This window comes from Oceanobacillus damuensis (genome assembly GCF_001618145.1).
Taxonomy (GTDB): Bacteria; Bacillota; Bacilli; order Bacillales; family Amphibacillaceae; genus Oceanobacillus; species Oceanobacillus damuensis.
On record NZ_LQNF01000017.1, the window covers coordinates 1 to 23,014 of the forward strand.

Here is a 23,014-nt window from a genome sequence, read left to right on the forward strand (position 1 = left end):
CGTCACAGCTTATTCAAATTAAATTGTAATTAATTAAGTTACTTCGCATTTTACATAAACTTCGCGGCTTGGTAAAGCGGCAAAAATCACTAAAACCAGCCTTATTTTGTCAGGTTAGCAAGACGTTTATGTACGACTTTCTAAGTTTATCTCAATTAAACGTTTGATTCTCTCCGAAAGTTAATAATATTAAATACTGAATTGGGAATATCATGTAAAGCTGAGCTGAGCATCTTGCTTTGGGTTAAAGATCATAAAGCATCTTTTTTCAAATAAAATATCCCACCATTAATCACATTCACCGTAATAGTTGGATGATATCTGTTTGTTATTTCATTGATTTCTTTCTCCATCTGGGCATTGCCATCATCGCCTGTATAGAAATGCTTTAATGTCTGGATTTCTTCTTCCAGTATTTTCCGTGATTTCTCAGCCCAGTCATGTTCCTGATTATTGATGTAGGTTGAAAGAACCTCCTCAATTCTAAGATAGCCACTTTTAAGCTTAATCAAAGGGGAGAGGGTAAAACAATAATCGGATATCGTTGTCTGCAATTTCAATTCTTCTAAAGAATCCATCAAGTCTACCTTCATTTGCCCATTAACAAGCTGCAATCCGATAGAAAAAATCTCGTCTTTTTTCAGCTGTCCTTGATAACTTATTTTAATATTGGTGACGAGCCACGGGAAAAGAGGGGTTTTATCTGCCTTGTCAACCTTTTGGAACAGTTTCGTAAAACGTTCATTCCTTTTCAGGTTATTCATGATCTGTTGCAGTCTTGGACTTCCGAAATGAATCCACTCGCCCGGAACATTACGCTTTTCTGGATTTGTAATCAGTGTCAGCTGCATTGGGTCACCATCACGCCCGATTTTTTTAATGTAATGCCAGTAAAATGGTCTGTTCATTAACTCCCTATCCATTTGTTCGTTCAATTGTATTTTTAGCATACCATCACTATTTTCGACGATTGTGCAATTTTTTGCAGTGAAATAGCTGCATAAGAATGAATTTAAATCAGTTATTGCCATATAACCTCTCCCCCTTGTCATGACTCATCGTTTCATGATTTATAACCGAAGATAAGTTATTCAATTTAATTCTTACTTCACCAGAAGAAGTCGATTCGTTATATATGGATTCCATTTCGGACTCAATACTTCGTATATTAAGCTCTGCCAGGATATCGTCAAGATTTCCGACAACTTTTTCAAACAGGTTTATCTTTTCATATAACAAGTTGATGATATGTTCTTCAATCGTATTTCTGATGACAAGATTATAAATATGAACATCCTTTTCCTGGCCAAATCGGTGTATACGCCCGATTCTTTGCTCCAGCCGCATAGGATTCCAAGGAAGATCATAATTAATCAAGTGATTGCAAAATTGAAGATTGATTCCTTCACCGCCCGCTTCCGTGGCAATGAGCACCTGTGCATGGTCTTTGAATAGCTGTTTCATCCAATCTTTCTTACCGCGTTTGAACCCACCCCTAAAAGGGACCGATGAAATACCGTGCTGTTTCAGAAACCATTGCAAATAAAATTGAGTAGCACGGTATTCGGTAAAGACGATCACTTTTTCATCACCGAGAGACTTAATTAATTCGACAATTTTCTCTGCTTTTACATGATGCGGCAATTGTTCTATTTTTGACAGTAGTGGTTTGGTTGCCTCGTTAAGCTGTTCTTCTGTAATTTTTGCCAGTGACATGTAGCAAGCTTCTCGGGAAGAACATATTTCTCTTAGATAGGTGATTTTTGAAAACGTCGACAAACCTGATGAAATATTCACCAGATATTCGTATACTTCGCGGCATTCATCAGAAAAATCAAGCCAAATATTTTCTATTATCCGTTTGGATTGAGTAAGCTTCGTTGCCTTTCTTGTATTCCGAATCATAACTTTTTGAATTAACTGCTTTAAATATGGATCTTGTTCCAGCTTATGACGATCTTTACCAAACTTCTCGATAAACGAATCATAGCTTCCTAAATGTCCCGGTTTAAGAATGGTAATTAAATTGAATATTTCAATCAGACGGTTTTGCACAGGTGTAGCCGTCAGCAGCAGGCAATATTTCTTTTTGAGTTCCCTGGCAAACTGGTAGTTCTTCGTTTTATGGTTTTTCAGTTTGTGTGCCTCGTCAATAAGAATGAAATCATACTCCATCTCCAGGATCTCTTCCCGATTAGGAGAACGTTTCGCAGTATCCAGAGAGGATACGATGACCGAATTGTCTTTCCAGCTGTAACTCTTGCGATAAGCTACCGCGGGAATATAAAACTTTTCATTCAACTCATTGACCCACTGATTGACAAGAGAAGCCGGTACAAGAATCAGCGCGTTCTTTACCAATCCTCGAATCATATATTCTTTTAAAATAAGTCCAGCTTCGATCGTTTTCCCTAAACCTACTTCATCAGCAAGAATAGCTCTTCCATTCATTGTTTCAATTGCCTGTTCGGCAACTTCAATCTGATGATCCAGAAATTCCATGTGTGGAAGATATGTTAGGGAACGCAGCCCAGTAAATGAAGGGGTAATCGTTGTAAGTTCAGCATGATAAGCCATTGAAAAAAGCCCCCAGTTGGAAATCGGCTCATCTTTTTCAATGACTGACTCTAGTTCACTTATAAAAGAAGTATCTTTCTGAATATGAATGGAATCCATATGATAATTCCTCTTCCTCTTAATAAAATTTGGGTTTTACTATAATTTTCATTTATATTATGATATAATTCAAATTGAAAATAGATTTTCTCAGTTACTGCTAGATAGTATAACCAAATATTTATTTTTCATCAGCGAATGATTACAGGGGGAGAGCTTACGGAATGTAACGCCGAAGGAGCAAGTTAAGAGCGAATCTCTCAGGCAAACAGACTCTTGTATGACGCTACTCTGGAGAGTGTTTACAGTTTATTGTAAACCACCCACGAAGCAAGTATCTGTACGGTGGAAAGCACTTGGTATGGATATGCAACTTTCTGGTATAAGGACAGAGATTTCTTCCGCAAGGAGAAATCTCTATTTTTGTGCACTTTTTTAGAAAACTTGGCAAATGCCTAATCTCGAACAAAAGCGCAAGCGCCTTGGTCACCTCCGACAAGCTTAAGTAGAAACAACCAGTGGCGATCTTTGCCACAGGTTGTTTCTACTTAAGACCTCGAGGGGGTAGGCGCTGGAGCTGAACGTGGCTGTTTATGTGAGAGAAATTAATTGCTGCCAAAATTTATACTTTCTTATTTTCTAAGAAAAGTGCCTTCGTTACATTTATAAGATAGGAAAGCTTTAAACATTTCTACCTAAAAAAGACAGGAGAGTGGATGGGATGAGTGATCTGAAGCGTACGCCTTTATTTCCTGAATATGAAAAACAGGGGGGCAAAACAATTGATTTTGGTGGATGGGATCTGCCAGTACAGTTTTCCGGCATCAAAAAGGAGCATGAAGCAACCCGAACAAAAGCCGGTCTCTTTGATGTATCCCATATGGGTGAGATTTCCGTTAAAGGACCTAAAAGCCTGGAATTTTTGCAGTATTTACTAACCAATGATGCTTCCAAGTTAGTTCCCACCCGTGCCCAATATACCATCATGTGTTATGAAGACGGTGGTACAGTTGATGATTTAATCGTATATATGCTCGAAGAAGATAACTATCTGCTCGTTGTGAATGCTGCCAACACGGAAAAGGATTATGAATGGCTTATCCAAAACAATCAATATCCGGATGAACAAGTATCAATTACCAACGTTTCTGAACAATACGTTCAATTGGCTTTGCAAGGACCAAACGCAGAAAAGATTTTACAGAAAATTACGGATACTGATTTAAGTGAGATTAAATTTTTCAGGTTCAAAGACGATGTCCGGTTTTCAACTATTACGCATCAAGCAATCGTTTCTCGTACAGGTTATACAGGAGAAGACGGCTTTGAAATTTATATTGATCAATCGGATGGAGGGAAATTGTGGAACTTAATACTGGATGCCGGAAAAGACGATGGTATCGAGCCGATTGGACTTGGTGCAAGAGATACACTTCGCTTTGAGGCAAATCTGGCATTATACGGTCAAGAGTTATCGAAGGATATTACTCCGGTTGAAGCTGGTCTGTCATTTGCCGTAAAGACGAACAAGGCAGTCGATTTTATCGGAAAGAATGTCTTGAAGGAACAGATTGAAAATGGTTCATCAAGAAAGCTTGCAGGAATCGAAATGATCGACAAAGGAATTCCTCGCCATGGGTATTCTGTAATGAAGGATGGAGAAGAGATTGGCTTTGTTACTTCCGGTACACAATCACCGACATTGAATAAAAATGTCGGACTCGTAATAATCGATTCGAAGTTTGCTAAAGAAGGTACAGAATTGGAGATTCAGGTAAGAAAACGAACACTTAAAGCAATTGTAGTGAAAACACCATTTTACAAACGAAGCAAATAGGGGGGTACTTGATAATGGAATTTCGTTATTTACCTATGACAGAGACCGATAAACAGGAAATGTTTGACGCAATTGGAGTAACGTCAACAGAAGAGCTTTTTTCAGACATTCCTGACAGTGTACGATTCAAAGGAGAATTGAATCTGAAGAAACCTGTCAACGAGTATGAGTTAAAGAAGGAACTTACAGCAATGGCAGCTAAAAATGCCAGCCTGAAACAGTATAGCTCATTCCTTGGCGCTGGGGTATATGATCACTTTATTCCATCTGTTGTGGATCATGTCATTTCAAGATCTGAATTCTATACCGCATATACACCATATCAGCCGGAAATATCACAAGGTGAGCTGCAGGCAATATTTGAATTTCAAACCATGATTTCCGAACTGACAGGAATGCCGGTTGCAAACTCTTCCATGTATGATGGAGGAACATCACTTGCAGAGGCAGTCAATTTAAGCGCCGCACAGACGAAAAAGAAGAAAGTTCTTGTATCAAAGGCTGTCCACCCTGAATCGCGGGCAGTAATCGAGACGTATGCAAGAGGGCAAAATGTGGAAATCGTCGAAATTGGATTAGATAATGGACTGACCGATCTAAATCAATTAGAGGAAGAACTGGACGACACGATTGCCGGGGTAGTAATTCAATATCCAAACTTTTTTGGACAAATTGAGCCTCTGAAAAAAGTGGAGGAGCTGATCAGTCAGCAAAAGAAAACAATGTTTATCGTTTCAAGCAATCCATTGGCACTCGGGTTTCTTACTCCACCAGGTGAGTTTGGAGCAGATATCGTTGTTGGTGATACCCAAGTCTTTGGAATTCCAGCACAATTCGGTGGACCGCATTGCGGATACTTTGCCACTACAGAGAAATTGATGCGTAAAGTACCTGGAAGACTCGTTGGTCAGACAAAGGATGAAGATGGGGTCAGAGGTTTTGTTTTGACACTGCAGGCAAGGGAGCAGCATATTCGCCGGGACAAAGCTACCTCAAACATCTGTTCCAACCAGGCATTGAATGCACTGGCCAGTTCTGTGGCAATGAGTTCCATCGGGAAACACGGCCTTAAAAAAATGGCATCGCTAAATATGCAAAAGGCAAGGTACGCAAAATCCCAATTAAAAGAAGCAAAGGTGGAAATTGTTTCCGAAAGTCCGTTTTTCAATGAATTTGTCGTTAAACTCTCTGATTCTGTTTCTAAAATCAATAAGAAGCTTTTTGAGAAGGGAATCATTGGCGGATATGACCTTGCACGCGATTATCCTGAATTGGAAGGACATATGCTTGTTGCGGTAACAGAAATACGTACAAAAGAAGAAATAGATACTTTTGTTAAGGAATTGGGGGATATCAATGGCTAATCAGGATTTTCCATTAATTTTCGAACGAAGTAAAGAAGGAAGAACAAGCTACAGTTTGCCGGATCTGGATGTTGAAGAATTTGATTTGGATGCTGAATTGGATGATGAATATATTCGCAAGACAGCACCTGACCTGCCAGAAGTAAGCGAACTCGATATCATGCGCCATTACACCGGACTGTCGAACAGAAACTATGGTGTTGACTCAGGGTTTTATCCGCTTGGATCCTGTACAATGAAATACAATCCGAAAATCAACGAAGATGTCGCACGTTTGGAAGGTTTCAGTCATATTCACCCATACCAGGATCCAAAGACCGTACAAGGTGCAATGGAAATGCTCTATGATCTGCAAACATCATTGAAGGAAATTACGGGTATGTACGAGGTTTCCCTGCAGTCAGCTGCAGGTGCTCAAGGTGAGTGGACCGCATTAATGATGATTCGGGCATATCATGAGGCAAATGGCGACTTTGAAAGGACGAAAGTTATCGTTCCTGATTCTGCACATGGGACAAACCCAGCTTCTGCGGCCGTGGCAGGATTCGAGGCTGTTACAGTAAAATCAAATGAGCAGGGACTAGTGGATTTGGATGATCTGAAGCGTGTTGTCGGGAAAGATACTGCCGCATTGATGCTGACAAATCCCAATACACTCGGTTTATTTGAAAGGGAAATCTTGGAAATGGCAGATATCGTCCATAGTGCCGGTGGAAAACTCTATTATGATGGAGCCAATCTCAATGCGATTATGGGATACACCCGTCCTGGAGACATGGGCTTTGATGCAGTACATCTCAATCTGCACAAAACATTTACAGGTCCTCATGGTGGCGGTGGTCCAGGATCAGGTCCGGTTGGTGTTTCCAAAGAATTGGAGCCGTTCCTCCCTAAACCGGTTATTGCGAAGAAAGATAACGAATTCGTATTTGAAACTGACAGACCACATTCGATTGGTCGAATAAAACCGTATTACGGCAATTTTGGAATCAACCTGCGTGCCTATACGTATATTCGCACGATGGGTGCAGAAGGATTGAAGAAGGTCAGTGAGTATGCTGTACTGAATGCAAATTATATGATGCGTAAATTGGAGAAGGAGTTTGAATTACCTTATCCGCAACACTGCAAACATGAATTTGTATTGTCTGGAAGCAGGCAGAAGAAATTAGGCGTACGCACGCTTGATATTGCGAAACGTTTGCTGGATTTCAATTATCATCCACCAACAATCTATTTCCCGCTGAACGTTGAGGAAGGCTTGATGATTGAACCTACAGAGACAGAATCCAAGGAAACGCTGGATGGTTTTATCGAGACGATGCTCGAGATTGCCGAAGAAGTCAAAAACAACCCTGAAATCGTTCAGGAGGCACCACATCATACTATTGTAAAACGAATGGATGAGACGACTGCCGCAAGAAAGCCAGTGCTTCGATATTATAAATAAAAAAGGCGCTATAAATATGAAAAGCCCAGGAATTTTCCTGGGCTTTAAACTTAATTTTTTGTTTTTATCTTGCCCGTCCATTTTTTAAATCCACCTTTTAACTGGTGGATATCCTGGTAACCTTTTTTATGCAGTAGCTGTGCTGCTCTCGCTGAGCGAGATCCACCCTGACAATAAAGGTATACGGGTTTATCCTTGCGCAATTCTACAAGGCGCTGGCGCATTTGACTGACAGGAATATTTCTTGCTCCAAGAATATGTCCCCGTTCAAATTCCTGCGGTTCTCTAACATCTATAAGCTGTGCTTTTCGGTACCCTTCCCGGAATTGATCCTCGGTCAGCACCTTTAAGTAATTTCGTTGTCTGTAGTAGCGGAATACACCTACTGCAAGTAAAACGACTAGTGCAATAAATAAAAACTCCATTATAGTTCCCCCGTCTGTCCAAAAATGTACATTATCTATTATATGGCTAGATGATATATTTTTCAAAGTTTTTATTTTGTATGGATCATTTAATGACTAAATCCGTGGAATCGAGCTATTTGTCGAAACCTGTCGATATCGGGCTGGAATGCAACCCATAAAAAAGGTTGTTTCCGCGATAAAATAGAGACTTCGCTTTAAATATCTCTCTTTTCCTTCTATAATCATAGAGTATTGGTTGTTGACAAATCGGAATTCTTTCGTTCCGTACACCATATATAGTATTTCTTTTAAATCTAAGCACTATATATTGTTTTAATGTATTTTATTGTGGTATTGTATATCTATCAGCTAATATAAGATAGATATATATTAAAGGAGAGATCAAATGTCGATTATTGTAGATTCGCAAAATAAGCTGGATGTGGATTCGCTAAATGAGGATATTAAGCTGTTCCCCCCGGTACATCCCATAACAGGAGATATGAAACTTACCCATAAGGGCGTCTCCCGTCTAGTTATGCTGGACCGTTACGCATTCAAGGATACGGAAAAGAAAACATTAAAAGCTGGCGACTTTGTTGTTCTTACAGTAAAGGCAGACCCTAAGTTTCCTGCAAGGGGACTTGGGTTTGTAAAAGAAATTGATTGGAGCGAGAAAAAAGCCAAGGTTTTGGTTGATCCAGAATTTGTTTCGGTACTTGATGATGAAGAGGAAGCAAGCACGGGCATTGTAACACGTTCTCTCGATGTCATTGAGAAGCCTTTAGAGGTTTACTATGAACAAATCGCAAAACGAAATGCAACCGGACTTTCAACTGTAGAAGAAACGGAAGAACAACGGAACAAATGGTTCGATGAATTCAATAAGGAACTGGCCGATTTAAATTTCATTCCCGCGGGAAGGGTATTATACGGAGCAGGTGCAGATACAGATGTCACCTATTTCAATTGTTATGTAATGCCTTATATTAAAGACTCAAGGGAAGGTATTTCCGATCACCGTAAACAGGTAATGGAAATTATGTCCCGTGGTGGTGGTGTCGGAACAAACGGTTCCACATTGCGTCCAAGAAACACACTGGCTAGAGGAGTTAATGGGAAATCATCAGGTTCTGTCTCATGGCTCGATGATATTGCCAAACTGACTCACCTTGTTGAACAAGGCGGTTCAAGACGTGGTAAAATGATGTGCCTCGTCTATAAACAAACCTCGTGAATTGCTGGAAACTCTTTAGATTTCATCAATGAATAATCACCTTAGAAATAATCACTTTGAGGTGGACTGTTCATGAAATCATATGATGCTAAAAAACCACAGGAATGTAAAATATAGATATCTAAACGATTTCGAAACTGTGGAAAGCATCATATATGACTTGTTGGCTACAACGTAACGGGAAACGGTAAGCGTGAATGCAAAAAACAACAGGTGGATAAAGACAATCAGCAGCCAAGCTTCTAGATATAAAGAAGAAGGTTCAACGACCATCGAAAACACGTCAAGTTGACGGAAGTGAGTAGAGTAGAAATCAAGTGATTTCGAAGTGCGAGGACACATAATAATGTGTAAGATATGGTCTGAACTCTAAGGAGACTTAGAGAGTTGATGTAACGGATCAACGTAACAAACTGGCACAAATGATTATGCTAGTGGATTCCCACCCAGACATAATCGAATTTATCATTTCAAAAATGCAAAACCCTAGAATTCTCCGTTATTTGATTGAGAATACAGATGATGAACAAATAAAACGACTTGCTGAAGAAAAATTAAAGTTTACACCTTTAACAGAAACAGAATTCGATTTATACCAAAGTGTCGTAAACTACAAACCAATTCAAGGATTGGGAGGATTTACAGAGGCAGCTATTCGTGAAGCGGATGAGAAACTGCGTACTGGTGGAACGTATTCCGTTCACAATCCTGAATTTTTGACTGGTGCAAACATTTCCGTATGTATTACAAAGGAATTTATGGAAGCAGTCGAAAATGATGAAGTATATGAGCTTCGCTTCCCAGATGTGGAAAATTATACAGCCGAACAAATGCAGGCTTACAATGAAAAATGGCATGAAGTTGGCGATGTTCGAAAATGGGAAGAGATGGGCTACGGTGTTCGTGTCTATCGTCGGATCAAAGCAAAGGAACTATGGAATTTGATTAATGTTTGTGCGACCTATTCTGCAGAGCCAGGCATTTTCTTTATTGATAATGCAAACGATATGACCAATGCCAAAGCATATGGCGATCAGGTAGTTGCAACAAACCCGTGTGGTAAAGTCGCATAGTTTGCCTCACGTAAAACATTGCGGGATGAAGCGGGAAGGCTGAGATGCTAATCCGAACCGAAGGCTGAAGGTAAAATTTCAGTCAGGGGCAACGCATAGGTGGTGAACCTCTTGGAGAATATAATCCACCCACGAGACCGCAACATTACACACACTTAAAATTTTTATGGTATTGGGGGATAGGAATGAATCGCGGATATGCAGGGTTCTATAAAGGTTATTATTTAAGAAGTTCTTATGAATACGCATATGCTAAATTTCTAGACTATCATTCAATAAGTTGGAAATATGAACTAGACCTATTTGATATCGGCTATCGAATATATAAACCAGATTTTTTTCTGTATAACAGTAAAAATGATTTGTATAAAATAGTTGAAATAAAATCAAGAAATGAAATTGAAATGATTAAAGCACAGAAAGCTCTACATGCTATTGAAAATCTCTTTGAAATTAAAACTGAACTGATTTCATACAAGGAATTGTTGAAATTGTATAAAGGACTACCTTTTTCATTAAATTCGATAATAACTGAGTGGATATCCTCTGAAAACACAACTATTAATAAATCTGCTTTTGGAGAGTTAAACGGCCATTACAACAGGTCCCATACATTAGAAACCAGGAGAAGAATTGGCAAAAACACAAAAAAACTATGGGCGTCTGATAGTATAGCCAAGCAAAATATGGTTGAAGGATTAAAAAAATCTGGATTGTCTCAAAAAGGAAAATTAAAAACTCCTAGAGAGACTAGACAATGTATAGAGTGTTCAAAAACATTTATAGTGATGATTTCTTCTACTCAAAAATTTTGTAGCCAAACATGTGCAGGAAATTCTGCTATCAGAAATGCAACTGTTGCTTATGTAAATAAGCGAAATCAGATAAAAGAGGATATAAAAAATTATATTATCCGATGGTCAGAAGAAAACAAAGAGATAGTTTTAGCTGCAACTTTCAATAAGATTAGTCCAACATTAAGTCCGCTACTGAAAGACATTCAAGATCAATTTGGAGTTAAAGATCTAAGAGTTATTTCCAATGCGGTATTCGGTCAAGATAGAGGACGTAAAGAGCTTTTAAAATTTATGAAAAATGTGTGTAATGAAAAGATATGCTGAACTTGCAGGAAGACAACTGTAAGAACTATCGGATAAAAAGCCGATAGGATAACAAATTGGAACAACCACTTGCACCTTATTCAGTCTGTAACCTGGCTGCGGTGAACTTAGCTGAAATGGCTGATAAGGATGCAAAAACAGTTAATTTTGAAAAGCTTAAACAAACGGTTCAGACTGGTGTGAGAATGCAGGATAATGTAATCGACGCAACCCCATACTTCCTGGAAGAGAACAAAAAGCAGGCACTTGGAGAACGACGTGTAGGCTTGGGTGTCATGGGAATGCACGATCTGTTAATCTACTGTGAAACCCCTTATGGATCAAAAGAGGGAAATGAATTGGTGGACAAAGTATTTGAAACCATCGCAACAACTGCTTACCGTACATCCATTGAGATTGCGAAAGAAAAGGGAAGTTTCCCATTCCTGATCGGTAATACAGAAGAAGAAACAGCAGAATTGCGAGAAGCATTCATCAATACAGGATATATGAAAAAAATGCCAGAAGATATCCGACAAGATATCCTTAAATATGGTATCCGAAACTCACACTTATTAACGGTTGCACCGACAGGCAGCACGGGAACAATGGTTGGAGTGAGCACAGGATTGGAACCGTATTTCTCCTTCTCCTATTTCAGAAGTGGAAGACTTGGTAAATTTATCGAAGTAAAAGCAGATATTGTACAGGAATATCTTGATAGAAATCCTGACGCAGATGCGGACAATCTTCCGGAATGGTTCGTTACAGCCATGGATTTGGCACCTGAAGCACATGCAGATACACAATGTGTCATCCAGCGCTGGGTCGACAGTTCCATCTCGAAAACCGTAAACGCACCAAAAGGATATACGGTAAATCAAGTAGAAAGTGTTTATCAACGGCTTTACAATGGCGGAGCAAAAGGTGGAACTGTCTATGTGGATGGAAGCCGTGACTCACAAGTACTGACATTGAAAGCGGAAGAAAATACGGTCGGAGAACAAACAGAATTGTTTACAGACCAGGAAAAACCGAAAGTCGTTTTAATGGATACAATCCAGGAATTAGGAAAAACAAACGTCACAATCGGTTCAGAAGTCGGAGACACCTGCCCAGTGTGCAGAGAGGGAAGTGTGGAAGATATCGGTGGTTGTAATACATGTACAAGCTGTGGAGCACAGTTGAAATGCGGATTATAAGATAGATGGAAAAGGACCATATTCATGTGGTCCTTTTTCTTCTTCCAACATTATGACTTGAGTTAAGCTTGAATTTCCTGTATCCTCAAAGAATAGAAACAGTTTTGCCCTAGACAAAATATTTTTTGAAACGAGGAGATTCCTTATGCCTACACCAAGTATGGAAGATTATATAGAACAAATATATAACCTCATCGAATCCAAAGGATATGCCAGAGTATCCGATATTGCCGAAGAACTTGAAGTACATCCTTCATCTGTAACGAAAATGGTTCAGAAGCTTGATAAAGACAAATATTTAAATTATGAAAAGTACAGGGGCTTTGTTCTTACTGCTAAGGGAAAGAAAATTGGAGAGCGGCTTGTGTTCAGACATGAGCTTCTTGAAGAATTCCTTGAAATCATCGGGGTCGAGAAAGATAATATTTATCAAGATGTAGAAGGAATTGAGCATCACCTTAGCTGGAATTCCATTGATCGGATAGGAGACGTAGTGAACTATTTTAAATCTGATCATGCACGGATCATAGAATTGAAGAAATCAGCGGACGTCAGCGAAAAATAAACCAAGCTAAAACCATACAATTTTTAAACAAATTGTATGGTTTTTCAATTGCATTGGTTCTATTTCTAAAAGCCAGTGCTTACATATAGATTAAATCGATTTGTTGGTCATAAAGTAATTTGTTGTTATTCGCATCAAGAAGGGCCAAATAAGCATAGGGAGCGATCCTGTGAAAATTGATGGGGTATTTTCAGGTGGAGGTGTAAAAGCGTTTGCCTATTTAGGTGTGCTCGAAGTTCTGCAAGAGCAAAACCTGGAACTGGAAAGGGTAGCAGGCACTTCAGCCGGAGCGATCGTAGCCTCATTAATCGCTGCTGGTTACAATATTGATGAAATGAAAGAACTGATAAATGAATTGGATTTATCGGTCTTTCTTGACCCGCCCGTACTCACGAAGATACTGCCTGTTTCCAAATGGCTGTTTCTTTATAGTATGCTTGGCATCAACAAAGGGGCTAAATTGGAAAATTGGCTCGAGAGGATATTGGCGAATAGGGGGATTCACACATTTCACGATCTCAAGCCTGGTTATCTGAAAGTTGTAGTGAGTGACCTTACATTAGGCAAACTAATCGTGATGCCGGATGATCTGGAAAGGGTGTACGGTATTGATCCATCTTATTTTCCAGTGGCGAAAGCAGTTAGAATGAGTGCTGGATTTCCTTTCTTTTTTATGCCTAAGAAAATGCCTGGCAGATATAAAAAGAAAAGCATTATGGTGGACGGTGGATTATTAAGTAATTTTCCTTTATGGATCTTCGATAATGGAACTGATATCAAACAGAGGCCTCTTCTAGGTGTTAAGTTGACAGATGCCACAGACAATGGGATAGGGCCAAGAGACATCAAGAATGCTCTCGACATGTTCCATGCACTATTCACCACAATGAAGCAGGCACATGATGCAAGATACATATCAAAGAATGATAAGCAGAATATTATATTTGTTCCTGTTACACATACAGACGCGGTGAATTTTCATATTTCGGAGAAAGTGAAAACCGAACTGATCCAAAGCGGAAAAGAGAATACGGTGAAATTTTTAAGCAAGTGGAGCAAATAATAAAGACCGTACTTCGTTAAAAAGAAGCCCGGTCTTTTCCTTTTTGTTTATTGCCTTCGATGACCTTTAAATGGGATGCGCGTCTATTTCTCTTTTTCTTTTGTGGGGTTGAAGTTTTAGAATTCGCTGGTGCGGAAAAATTAACTTGCTTCGGTTGCTTATATTTCATCTTTGATTGTTTGACAGCCTGTTTGTATTTCTTCATATCATCAGTATTGGATGGACCCCGCTTCCTCAAAACGAAAAAATAAAGTAAGGCGAATATTGCTGCACCAATCCCAAGCATGAGGAGAATATTGGTGAGGAAGTTTACTGTATTTCCAAGAAGCTGCGAAATCAACCCGACAACGGCCAAACCAATGATCAGATATATGAAAATAGAAAATTTATTGCCTCCCATACGATTTCCTCCTTTCACAGTCTTTTTGTTAATACCCCTATTACTAGGCTATACCACTAATAAGGTCTTTTTACCCGTTTTTCACCAAAATTTTGTATAAAGTTTTCTATTAAAATTGTTTCCATTGACATTGAAAAATATTCATTGTGGATGATTATTCAAAGCAGTTCTTTATTCAACTTCACCCTTATTCTTATTCTACTAAAATAATCTGTACAGAACTACTATTTTACCTCCTGCACCTAGAAACAGTTAGCTGCTGTAATTTCTTTTTAGGTGTTTGGCAATAATAGTGTTGGAGGTGTATTAAAATGACAGCAGAAAAACAAGAAAATGCAGTTCGTTCAGAAGAACAATTATCGATTTTATCACGATCCTTACTCACCGGATTTATCGGAGGAATATTTTGGAGCAGTATTGGCAGCTTGATGTATTATTTTAATTTCAGTGAAGTGGCACCAAGATCATTTATTTTGAAGTCATGGCTCTCGGCTCCATGGACAGACAGATGGCTTGGTTTCGTCATAACGATTCTGTTAGCCGGATTAATCTCAATCGGAGCCGCATTCATTTACTACGGCCTTTTCAAAAAAATTAACTCGATGTGGGTGGGATTATTTTACGGTGCAGCTTTATGGGGTGCTATTATTATACTTATGCAACCTATGTTCCCCAATATACCGGCCTTTAACGAATTATCCTACAATACAATCATTTCTACGTTATGTCTGTTCATTCTTTACGGAACTTTTATCGGTTACTCCATATCTTACGACTATCATGATATGAAGATAAGAGAAATAAAGAAGTCAAAAGAGTAAATAAGATTTATTGAACAGAATAAATTATTCAAATTTATCCATTTATGATACACTTATTCACAGAAAATAATTGAAATTGTTACGGAACAAAGGGGGATTACAAGTAAATGGAGAAACTAAAAAAACTGAGAAATAAACTTAAATTGAATAAATTGGATGCAATATTAATAACGAGTCCAATTAACAGAAGATACATAACCGGTTTTACCGGAACTGCAGGCGCTGCCATTATTTCCCAAACAGATGCAACGTTCATTACTGACTTCAGATATACGGAGCAGGCTGCAGAGCAAGCAACGGATTTCAGTATTGTAGAACATAAACAACTAATAGAAGATGGAATTGCTGATCAAATAAAGGCAATGGGAATCAATCATCTCGGTTTCGAAAAAGACTATGTCACCTATACACAGTTTGAAAACTATAACAAAAAATTCGGTGTTGAACTGATTCCTGTTAGTGGTCTCATCGAAGAGATTCGGCTTATTAAAACAAGTGATGAACTGAATATCATGAAAAAGGCAGCAAAAATCGCTGACGATGCATTTGAACATATTCAGTCATTCATTAAACCCGGTGTCAAAGAAATTGATATTTCCAATGAGCTGGAATTTTTTATGCGCAGACAAGGTGCGATATCTTCCAGTTTTGATACTATCGTGGCATCCGGCTTCCGTTCCGCTTTTCCGCATGGGGTAGCTTCCGAAAAAGAAATCGGGAATGGGGAGCTTGTGACATTGGATTTTGGTGCACTTTATGAAGGCTACTGCTCCGATATTACAAGAACGGTTGCAGTCGGAGAAATTTCAAGCGAATTAAGAGAGATTTATGATATAGTATTAGAGGCAAATCTTCGTGGAGTGAACGGTATTAAACCGGGAATGACCGGTATTGAGGCTGATGCGCTGACAAGAGACTATATTACGGAAAAAGGCTATGGAAAAAACTTTGGTCATTCCACTGGTCACGGATTAGGACTTGAAGTGCATGAAGGTCCTGGATTGTCCTATCGTTCAGATAAAATACTGGAGACTGGCATGGTAGTTACAGTGGAACCCGGCATCTATGTTAACGGTCTTGGCGGATGCAGGATCGAAGACGATATCGTAATAACGGATACAGGCAATGAACGCCTGACGTTTGCTCCAAAAGAATTGATACAGCTTTAAGCTTTCTACATAAGGGAGGAATTATATTGATTTCAGTTAACGATTTTAAAACAGGCTTAACAATTGAAGTGGATAATGACATCTGGCAGGTTTTGGAATTCCAGCATGTAAAACCAGGAAAAGGTGCAGCCTTTGTCCGTTCAAAGCTTCGTAATTTAAGAAGTGGGAACATCCAGGAAAAAACATTCCGTGGTGGCGAAAAAGTGAGCAAGGCACATATTGAAAATAAGAAAATGCAATATTTGTATGCCTCTGGGGATACACATGCATTTATGGATACAAACACTTTTGAACAAATCGAACTCCAATCCAGTCAGATTGAACAACAGTTGAAGTTCATAAAAGAAAACATGGAAGTATCCGTTATCAGTTATGAAGGTGAAATTTTAGGTGTTGACCTGCCGAAGAATGTGGAGCTGGAAGTCGCTGAAACCGAACCTGGCATCAAAGGCGATACTGCGAGCGGCGGTACAAAGCCTGCAACGCTTGAAACAGGCCATACGCTTCAAGTACCATTTTTCATCAACCAGGGTGATGTGCTGATCATCAATACTTCGGACGGAAAATACGTATCCAGAGCCTAATTGAATATTTCAGGTTAAGCAGTCCTATTAAATAGGGCTGTTTTTCTTTGGAAAGATTTTGTATACAACTCTTCCATTCCTCAGAATTCATTTCTTCATTATGAGAAGGTCATAAATTAACCATTACGACATACATTTACTATAAAGCTACTTCCAAAAAGTGAGGAATCAAAATGGACGAGATTATGCGCTTGTTTCCGGCTGGAATTAGACAGGCATTAAAAATGAAAATCGGGGACAGATGGGATTATTTGCAGGAAATCCGAGTTCGTCTGCACCGTCCGTTAGAATTGATTTTTGATGATGGGACGGAATGGCTGCAATCCTCTATTCCAGGTAATGAAGATGGCATTTATGTAATTAATCAGCTTAGTGAGTTTTCATTATATAGGATGGAAGATGAATTAAGAGAGGGTTATATAACGATAGAAGGTGGTCATAGGGTCGGGATTGCCGGCAAGGTCATCACTTCAAACAGCAGGGTGAAGGCGATAAAGAATATCACTTTTTTTAATATACGTATTGCAAAAGAAAAGATAGGATCCGCCTCCTTAATCCTAAGACATGTATTTAAAGAAAAATACTTGAATAGCCTAATCATCGGCCCCCCGCAAACAGGAAAAACCACCTTGATCAGAGACTTGACCCGATTAATTGCAAACGGTTCAGGAAATATTGAAGCAAAAAAAGTAGGTGTCGTTGATGAGAGATCTGAGATAGGGGCATCCATAAAAGGCATACCACAGCATAATCTTGGATTGCGGACAGATGTAATGGACGGCTGTCCAAAAGCGGATGGAATGATGATGCTGATCAGATCGATGTCTCCGGAGGTTATGGTCGTCGATGAAATCGGAAGCAGACAGGATATTGTGGCGCTCATGGAGGCGGTCAATACAGGGGTTACGATTATCTGTACAATACATGGCAGCAATATGGAAGAATTAAAAAGACGCCCTTCATTAAAACCTGTTTTTGAACAACGTATATTTGAACGATTTATCTTATTGGACAGGAAAAAGAGGCCTGGACAAGTCGGAAAGATATTTGATCAGAATGAAAATGAATTACTGCAGAAATCGAGGTGTGGAACAGATGAAGTGGATTGGAGCGCTACTTTTAATAGGCACAGCCACTTTGATCGGGTTTGAATGGAGTAACCGACTGACAAAACGCCCAAAGCATATTCGCCAATTAAAAAGTGCATTGCAAATATTGGAGGCAGAAATTGTTTATAGTCAAGCACCACTGAATGAAGCGTTCCTATCTATCTCCAGAAAGATTCCAGATCCTTTAAAAACCTTTTTTGCCGTACTGGGAAGCGAAATGAAAAAGGAGCAAGTCGATTTTTTCGGTCTTTGGGAAGCGAAAGTGAATGAGTTGCTAAAGAATTCCACCCTGATAGATACAGAAAAAGAGATTTTGAAGCAATTCGGCAGAACGCTCGGGCAGCATGATATTTACCAGCAGCAAAAACAGATAAATCTTGCAATCGTTCACCTTGACAGGGAATTGGAGGATGCTATCGAGAACAATCATAAGTACGGTAAATTGGCAAAAAGCTTAGGAATTTTAAGCGGGATATTTATTGTATTGCTTCTGATCTGAGAAGTATTTAGAAAGAAGAAATTCAAGGAAAAATGTTTGCGCGGATTTGCGCTGTTTTTGGACTAGAGAGAGGGGCATAATCATGTTTACTGATGCATCCATTCTTTTCCAGATAGCTGGAATAGGAATTATTGTGGCAATGATTCATACGATTCTCAAGCAAATGGGAAAGGAAGAAATTGCTCAATTTGCAACACTGATCGGATTTATTATTGTACTGGTAATCGTAATAAATGGACTTTCAGATCTTTTTCAGCAAATTAAATCGGTATTTCTGTTCTAGGAGCTAAAAATTATGGATATCCTTCAGATCGCTACATTAGGGATTGTCGCAAGTATTTTATATATCATTTTAAAAGACATCAACAAGTCATTTGCTTTTTTTCTGATTTTAGTCACTGGTATTATTATTTTCCTAGCTGTCGTAAAACAAATAAGTATTATATTTGAAATGATCCAGACATTGGGACAAAAGGCAAATGTTGAAGGACTTTATATCGAGACAATTCTGAAGATCATCGGGATTGCTTATATAGCGGAATTAGGTGCCAATTTAACAAAAGATGCAGGACTTGGTTCGGTCGCCAAATATATTGAACTGTCAGGGAAAATTTTTATTCTTCTGCTGGCGGTACCTATAATAACTGCCGTCATTGAGGCGATTGTCAGCTTTTTACCTACTGTATAGTTAACGATTGGTTTGATCGATATGGCGGAAGGGAGCAATTGGGGTGAATGAAATTAAAAAATAAAGCTTTTCTGTTTTTTCTTGCATTTGTCATTTTAATAATTGGACAACCTTCCATCTCAGCCTCTGCAGCCCCTGACGAAGTTGAAATACAGGATGCCATACTCCAGGAAATTTCGCTTGATGGTGTAAAAGGATACTGGGACAATCTTGCGAATGATTATGGCGGATTTTTGCCGGACCTTGAGAAAACATCGATCTATGAATTTATTAAAAGCGAAGATTCATTTTCACTGAAAAACACCACCATTGCATTTATAGAGTATATGTTGCACGAATTGATCATGAACGGGAAATTACTCGGATCACTGTTCATGCTTACGTTGTTTTCCGTTTTGCTGCAAACGATGCACACTGCATTCGAATCAAGCGCAGTCAGTAAGATTGCCTACTTTGTCATTTACCTTGTTCTGATATTCATAGCCCTTAACAGTTTCTATTTGGCAGTTTCCTATACACAGGAAGCTATTGAAGCAATGAAGGGATTCATGATTGCACTGCTTCCGCTTGTGCTCGGTATGATGTCAACTTTCGGTAATGTGATATCCGTGTCCTTTTTTCATCCAGTCATTATATTTCTTATAAACTTCAGCGGGATTCTTGTCTCAACCTTTATATTGCCACTATTGTTTTTGTCCGCTCTACTGCTCATTGTGAGCAGTATGAATGATAATTATAAAGTTACACACTTAGCCAACTTGTTTAGATCCGTGGCTTTAGGAACCCTCGGAGTATTTCTTACCATATTTCTCGGTGTGATATCGGTTCAGGGCGCAGCCGCAGCAATCCAGGATGGGATAGCCATGAAAACAGCCAAATTTATTACAGGCAATTTTATACCTGTTGTCGGCAGAACTTTCACCGATGCCGCAGACACTATATTAAGTGCCTCACTCATACTCAAAAATGCTGTAGGAATGGCCGGCTTATTGATTGTACTCTTCATTGTACTGTTTCCGGCGATAAAAATAGCGGCAATTGCCCTCATCTATAAATTGGCCGCAGCTGCACTGCAGCCTATTGGTGGCGGACCGGTGATATCAACTTTAAATACGATCAGCAATTATATCCTATATATACTAGCCTGTCTGCTGGCTGTATCACTGATGTTCTTATTGGCAATCGTTATTATCGTATCTGCCAGTAATATTACAATTCTGATGAGATAGGGTGGGAGCAATGGATGTACTAATACAATGGGTAACACAAATCATATTATTTATTGTGATAGCTGCAATCATTGACTTGTTGGTCCCTGCAGATTCGATGAAGAAGTATATCAAATTAGCCGTGGGATTGATTTTAATACTCATTCTGTTAAAACCTATCTTCCATGTTTTTAATACAGACATGGAGCAGACGATTGAAACCTCTATTAATCAGCTTGAACAGGAATATAAATTGAATGAAACAATAGAAAATCAGATCGAATTTCAAAAAAAAGAAATACAGGACAGTCAACATGCATATATTTTAGAACAAATGGCTGTCCAATTGGAAAGTATTGCCGAGGACCCCTTAAAGGAGGAATATCAAGTAGAAATACAGACGATGGATTTTATATTTGATAATCCTGAAAATATTTCCTTTGAGGAGCTTGCTGAAGTCATTGTTTATATAAATGAAGCACAAAACGGGGAGGGAGCGGTGAATACAGTTGAAGATGTAGTAATCAATTCACAACACCAGCAGAATAATCAGGAAAAGGATACATCAGGAATGGAAGTATTGTTAATGGATGTATGGGAACTGACAGATAAGAAAGTATCTATCTATTGGGAGGGAGGGACATCTTGAAGAATAAAATGGATCATTTCTTTCGACCAAAAACAGATGATGACGGTGTCAAAAAACCATCAAGAAAATTAGGGTATCTTATAATACTGGGCCTGACAGGAGTATTCCTGATCATCATCAGCAATATTTTCTCATCAGAGGATGAGCCCGAAATAATGATGCAGTCTCAAAATGAAGAAGAACATTCATTGCAGGCTGACAATTCAGCAGAGTCATCTGCTTCAGATATAAATGAAATTGAAAGCAGGTTACAGCAGGAACTGGCAGGCATGCTTAATAAAATTCAAGGTTTGACAGAGGCCGAGGTCATGATAAATCTTGATGCAACCAGTGCTAATATTTACAAAGAGAACTTGATGAGGGGGCAACAGACGACAGACGAAACAGATCAAAATGGCGGCACAAGGAAAATCGAGGACCATACAGAGGAAAATCAGGTTGTGGTTATTCGGAAGGGAGATGAGGAAGTCCCTTTGTTAGTTCAGACGAAACAGCCGGAAGTAAGAGGGGTTTTTGTTGTAGCAAAAGGAGCAGATAACCCTTCACTAAAAAATCAGATAGTTGAATCTGTTTCACGTTTACTGGATGTTCCAACCCATAAAATTTCTGTAATGCCAAAAAACTAAGGAGGATTTTACATGTTAAAAAAACAAACGGTATGGCTTTTGACCATGTTAAGTCTAATGATTGTATTGAGTGTCTATTATATAATCTCCCCAACGAGTGAAGATTTAGCTTATATTGATGATGGACAGGCTGAAAGTGAAGAAACTTCGACAATTGGAGAGGAAGGCGAGGATACTCTTGAGACTGAGGTTGACGATATTACCAACCTGGGAAAAGATGAACTTTTTACAACCATAAGGATGGAAATCCAGGATGAAAGAAGTATGAAAAAAGGAAGATTGACCGATATAGTGTCATCAGCATCCACAAATACAGATGAAAAGGAGCAAGCATTAAGAGACATTGACGTATTGGATGAGCTGTCTACAAAAGAGACTATTCTGGAAGAGCAGATTGTTGGGTCCACAGGATACGAAGATGTACTTGTCAGATCTGACGGCAATAAAGTACACGTCCATGTAAAGGCTGATCAACTCTCCGAAACAGAGGTTGTCAATATTATGCAAATGGTAAGGGATGAGTTTGGTGATATTACCGCAGAAGTAAACTTTCAACCAACAGGGGAATAATCAAACAGTGAAATGAAATCATAGAGGAAATTAATCCAGACGCAGTGACGTCTGGATTTTCTGTTACCTAGCATTTGTCATTCGCCTTGAAAATGTATTACTGGTATAATTAGACTGGAACAAATAGTTCTAATTATTAAAATATGACTGCAGACTTGATGTTGTACACCCCTTTATCGTAAACTATTAACAGGTGTTATTAGTACCTAATATAAAACCCTTCCAAATGACTGCACGTATCATGATAAAACATTTCAATTAAGAGAGGTGCCAAAATGCTGAAAGTACAGGAAATACGAGAAATAATAAAACTGATAGACCAATCAAGCATTAACGAATTTACGTATGAAACAAATGGTACAAGTATTTCGCTTAAAAAAGATCAAAATGGAACAGCAGCCAAGCAGCCGGCAGCAACTGCACAACAACAAAACGCAGTTGAACAAATACCGCAGCAGCAAGTTCCAGTGGAACAAGTCCAGACAGAACAAGAGCCGGTTAAGGAAGAAAGTGGAAACAACGCAGACTATGATTATGAGATCGTTTCCCCAATGGTAGGAACCTTTTATACAGCTTCATCACCGGAAAATGACCCATTTGTTTCAACAGGAAGTTCTGTTCAGCCGGATACAGTCGTATGTATTGTAGAAGCAATGAAATTATTCAATGAAATTGAAGCAGAGGTATCCGGAGAAATTGTTGAAATTATAGCTGAAAATGGACAGTTGGTTGAATACGGCCAACCATTATTCAGAGTAAAGAAGAAGTAAGGGGATG

At 38.9% G+C, this 23,014-nt stretch carries 22 protein-coding genes, 3 pseudogenes and 1 riboswitch; of the genes and pseudogenes, 21 read left to right on the forward strand and 4 right to left on the reverse strand.

Annotated elements, in window-relative coordinates; all coding sequences use genetic code 11:
• Positions 1 to 251: 251 nt before the first annotated feature.
• Positions 252 to 1,031 carry a YqhG family protein gene (locus A4245_RS11625; RefSeq protein WP_067728064.1) on the reverse strand — a complete coding sequence of 260 codons (780 nt, stop codon included), beginning with the start codon at positions 1,029 to 1,031 and terminating at the stop codon, positions 252 to 254.
• A complete protein-coding gene (locus A4245_RS11630; protein ID WP_067728066.1) occupies positions 1,018 to 2,676 on the reverse strand; it encodes a DEAD/DEAH box helicase in 1,659 nt (552 codons plus the stop codon). Before A4245_RS11630 ends, A4245_RS11625 begins: the two co-directional genes overlap by 14 nt.
• Positions 2,677 to 2,814: 138 nt before the next feature.
• Positions 2,815 to 2,902, forward strand: a riboswitch (glycine riboswitch).
• A 435-nt stretch (positions 2,903 to 3,337) separates the two neighbouring features.
• Here A4245_RS11630 and gcvT point away from each other — a divergent pair.
• Genes gcvT through gcvPB form a run of 3 tightly spaced genes read left to right on the forward strand, consistent with a single transcriptional unit; the run spans position 3,338 to position 7,267 of the window.
• Complete coding sequence (gcvT, locus tag A4245_RS11635) at positions 3,338 to 4,453, forward strand: glycine cleavage system aminomethyltransferase GcvT (RefSeq protein WP_067728068.1); 1,116 nt, start codon at positions 3,338 to 3,340, stop codon at positions 4,451 to 4,453.
• A gap of 14 nt (positions 4,454 to 4,467) precedes the next feature.
• Positions 4,468 to 5,817 carry an aminomethyl-transferring glycine dehydrogenase subunit GcvPA gene (gene gcvPA, locus A4245_RS11640; RefSeq protein WP_067728070.1) on the forward strand — a complete coding sequence of 450 codons (1,350 nt, stop codon included), beginning with the start codon at positions 4,468 to 4,470 and terminating at the stop codon, positions 5,815 to 5,817.
• Positions 5,810 to 7,267 (forward strand): aminomethyl-transferring glycine dehydrogenase subunit GcvPB, encoded by a 1,458-nt coding sequence (gene gcvPB / locus A4245_RS11645; RefSeq protein ID WP_067728072.1) that lies wholly within the window; start codon positions 5,810 to 5,812, stop codon positions 7,265 to 7,267. Before gcvPA ends, gcvPB begins: the two co-directional genes overlap by 8 nt.
• A gap of 50 nt (positions 7,268 to 7,317) precedes the next feature.
• On the opposite strand, the gene A4245_RS11650 is transcribed toward gcvPB, so the two are convergent.
• Positions 7,318 to 7,692 carry a rhodanese-like domain-containing protein gene (locus A4245_RS11650; protein ID WP_067728074.1) on the reverse strand — a complete coding sequence of 125 codons (375 nt, stop codon included), beginning with the start codon at positions 7,690 to 7,692 and terminating at the stop codon, positions 7,318 to 7,320.
• 388 nt (positions 7,693 to 8,080) lie between these two features.
• Between A4245_RS11650 and A4245_RS11655 the strand changes: the two are divergent.
• From A4245_RS11655 to A4245_RS11680, 6 genes and pseudogenes are all read left to right on the forward strand, one after another.
• Positions 8,081 to 8,893: pseudogene (locus tag A4245_RS11655) on the forward strand (ribonucleotide reductase N-terminal alpha domain-containing protein); the annotation flags it as partial.
• 434 nt (positions 8,894 to 9,327) lie between these two features.
• Positions 9,328 to 9,975 (forward strand): annotated as a pseudogene (locus tag A4245_RS11660) (vitamin B12-dependent ribonucleotide reductase); the annotation flags it as partial.
• Positions 9,976 to 10,169: 194 nt separating this feature from the next.
• A complete protein-coding gene (locus tag A4245_RS11665) occupies positions 10,170 to 11,105 on the forward strand; it encodes a PDDEXK family nuclease (protein ID WP_067728077.1) in 936 nt (311 codons plus the stop codon).
• A gap of 59 nt (positions 11,106 to 11,164) precedes the next feature.
• A pseudogene (locus A4245_RS11670) lies at positions 11,165 to 12,286 on the forward strand (hypothetical protein); the annotation flags it as partial.
• 145 nt (positions 12,287 to 12,431) lie between these two features.
• On the forward strand, positions 12,432 to 12,851 hold the full coding sequence (mntR, locus tag A4245_RS11675; RefSeq protein ID WP_067728079.1) for a transcriptional regulator MntR: 420 nt from the start codon (positions 12,432 to 12,434) through the stop codon (positions 12,849 to 12,851).
• Between the two features lie 169 nt (positions 12,852 to 13,020).
• Positions 13,021 to 13,914, forward strand: coding sequence for a patatin-like phospholipase family protein (locus A4245_RS11680; RefSeq protein WP_067728080.1), 894 nt, complete (start codon positions 13,021 to 13,023; stop codon positions 13,912 to 13,914).
• A gap of 16 nt (positions 13,915 to 13,930) precedes the next feature.
• On the opposite strand, the gene A4245_RS11685 is transcribed toward A4245_RS11680, so the two are convergent.
• Positions 13,931 to 14,314: an SA1362 family protein gene (locus tag A4245_RS11685; RefSeq protein ID WP_067728082.1), complete on the reverse strand. Its 384-nt coding sequence runs from the start codon at positions 14,312 to 14,314 to the stop codon at positions 13,931 to 13,933.
• A gap of 311 nt (positions 14,315 to 14,625) precedes the next feature.
• Here A4245_RS11685 and A4245_RS11690 point away from each other — a divergent pair, with 311 nt between their 5' ends.
• The 12 genes from A4245_RS11690 (at position 14,626) to accB (ending at position 23,007) form a co-directional block, all read left to right on the forward strand.
• Entirely contained in the window at positions 14,626 to 15,135 is a 510-nt protein-coding gene (locus A4245_RS11690; RefSeq protein WP_067728084.1) for a YqhR family membrane protein, read from the forward strand.
• A gap of 107 nt (positions 15,136 to 15,242) precedes the next feature.
• On the forward strand, positions 15,243 to 16,304 hold the full coding sequence (locus A4245_RS11695; protein ID WP_067728086.1) for a M24 family metallopeptidase: 1,062 nt from the start codon (positions 15,243 to 15,245) through the stop codon (positions 16,302 to 16,304).
• Positions 16,305 to 16,330: 26 nt separating this feature from the next.
• Positions 16,331 to 16,888: an elongation factor P gene (efp, locus tag A4245_RS11700; RefSeq protein WP_067728087.1), complete on the forward strand. Its 558-nt coding sequence runs from the start codon at positions 16,331 to 16,333 to the stop codon at positions 16,886 to 16,888.
• 173 nt (positions 16,889 to 17,061) lie between these two features.
• Positions 17,062 to 18,039, forward strand: a complete 978-nt coding sequence (spoIIIAA, locus tag A4245_RS11705) for a stage III sporulation protein AA (protein WP_067728089.1) — start codon at positions 17,062 to 17,064, stop codon at positions 18,037 to 18,039.
• The gene (gene spoIIIAB / locus A4245_RS11710; protein ID WP_067728091.1) at positions 17,984 to 18,496 is read left to right on the forward strand and encodes a stage III sporulation protein SpoIIIAB; all 513 of its coding nucleotides are present in this window, start codon (positions 17,984 to 17,986) and stop codon (positions 18,494 to 18,496) included. The genes spoIIIAA and spoIIIAB overlap by 56 nt, the downstream gene beginning before the upstream one ends.
• 82 nt (positions 18,497 to 18,578) lie before the next feature.
• Entirely contained in the window at positions 18,579 to 18,779 is a 201-nt protein-coding gene (gene spoIIIAC / locus A4245_RS11715) for a stage III sporulation protein AC (protein WP_067728093.1), read from the forward strand.
• 12 nt (positions 18,780 to 18,791) lie between these two features.
• On the forward strand, positions 18,792 to 19,184 hold the full coding sequence (gene spoIIIAD, locus A4245_RS11720; RefSeq protein WP_067728095.1) for a stage III sporulation protein AD: 393 nt from the start codon (positions 18,792 to 18,794) through the stop codon (positions 19,182 to 19,184).
• A gap of 47 nt (positions 19,185 to 19,231) precedes the next feature.
• The gene (gene spoIIIAE, locus A4245_RS11725) at positions 19,232 to 20,413 is read left to right on the forward strand and encodes a stage III sporulation protein AE (RefSeq protein ID WP_067728097.1); all 1,182 of its coding nucleotides are present in this window, start codon (positions 19,232 to 19,234) and stop codon (positions 20,411 to 20,413) included.
• A gap of 10 nt (positions 20,414 to 20,423) precedes the next feature.
• Complete coding sequence (gene spoIIIAF, locus A4245_RS11730; protein ID WP_067728099.1) at positions 20,424 to 21,041, forward strand: stage III sporulation protein AF; 618 nt, start codon at positions 20,424 to 20,426, stop codon at positions 21,039 to 21,041.
• The gene (gene spoIIIAG, locus A4245_RS11735) at positions 21,038 to 21,667 is read left to right on the forward strand and encodes a stage III sporulation protein AG (RefSeq protein WP_067728101.1); all 630 of its coding nucleotides are present in this window, start codon (positions 21,038 to 21,040) and stop codon (positions 21,665 to 21,667) included. The genes spoIIIAF and spoIIIAG overlap by 4 nt, the downstream gene beginning before the upstream one ends.
• Positions 21,668 to 21,679: 12 nt before the next feature.
• Positions 21,680 to 22,237 (forward strand): SpoIIIAH-like family protein, encoded by a 558-nt coding sequence (locus A4245_RS11740; protein ID WP_067728103.1) that lies wholly within the window; start codon positions 21,680 to 21,682, stop codon positions 22,235 to 22,237.
• A gap of 275 nt (positions 22,238 to 22,512) precedes the next feature.
• Positions 22,513 to 23,007: an acetyl-CoA carboxylase biotin carboxyl carrier protein gene (gene accB / locus A4245_RS11745; protein ID WP_067728105.1), complete on the forward strand. Its 495-nt coding sequence runs from the start codon at positions 22,513 to 22,515 to the stop codon at positions 23,005 to 23,007.
• Positions 23,008 to 23,014: the final 7 nt, after the last annotated feature.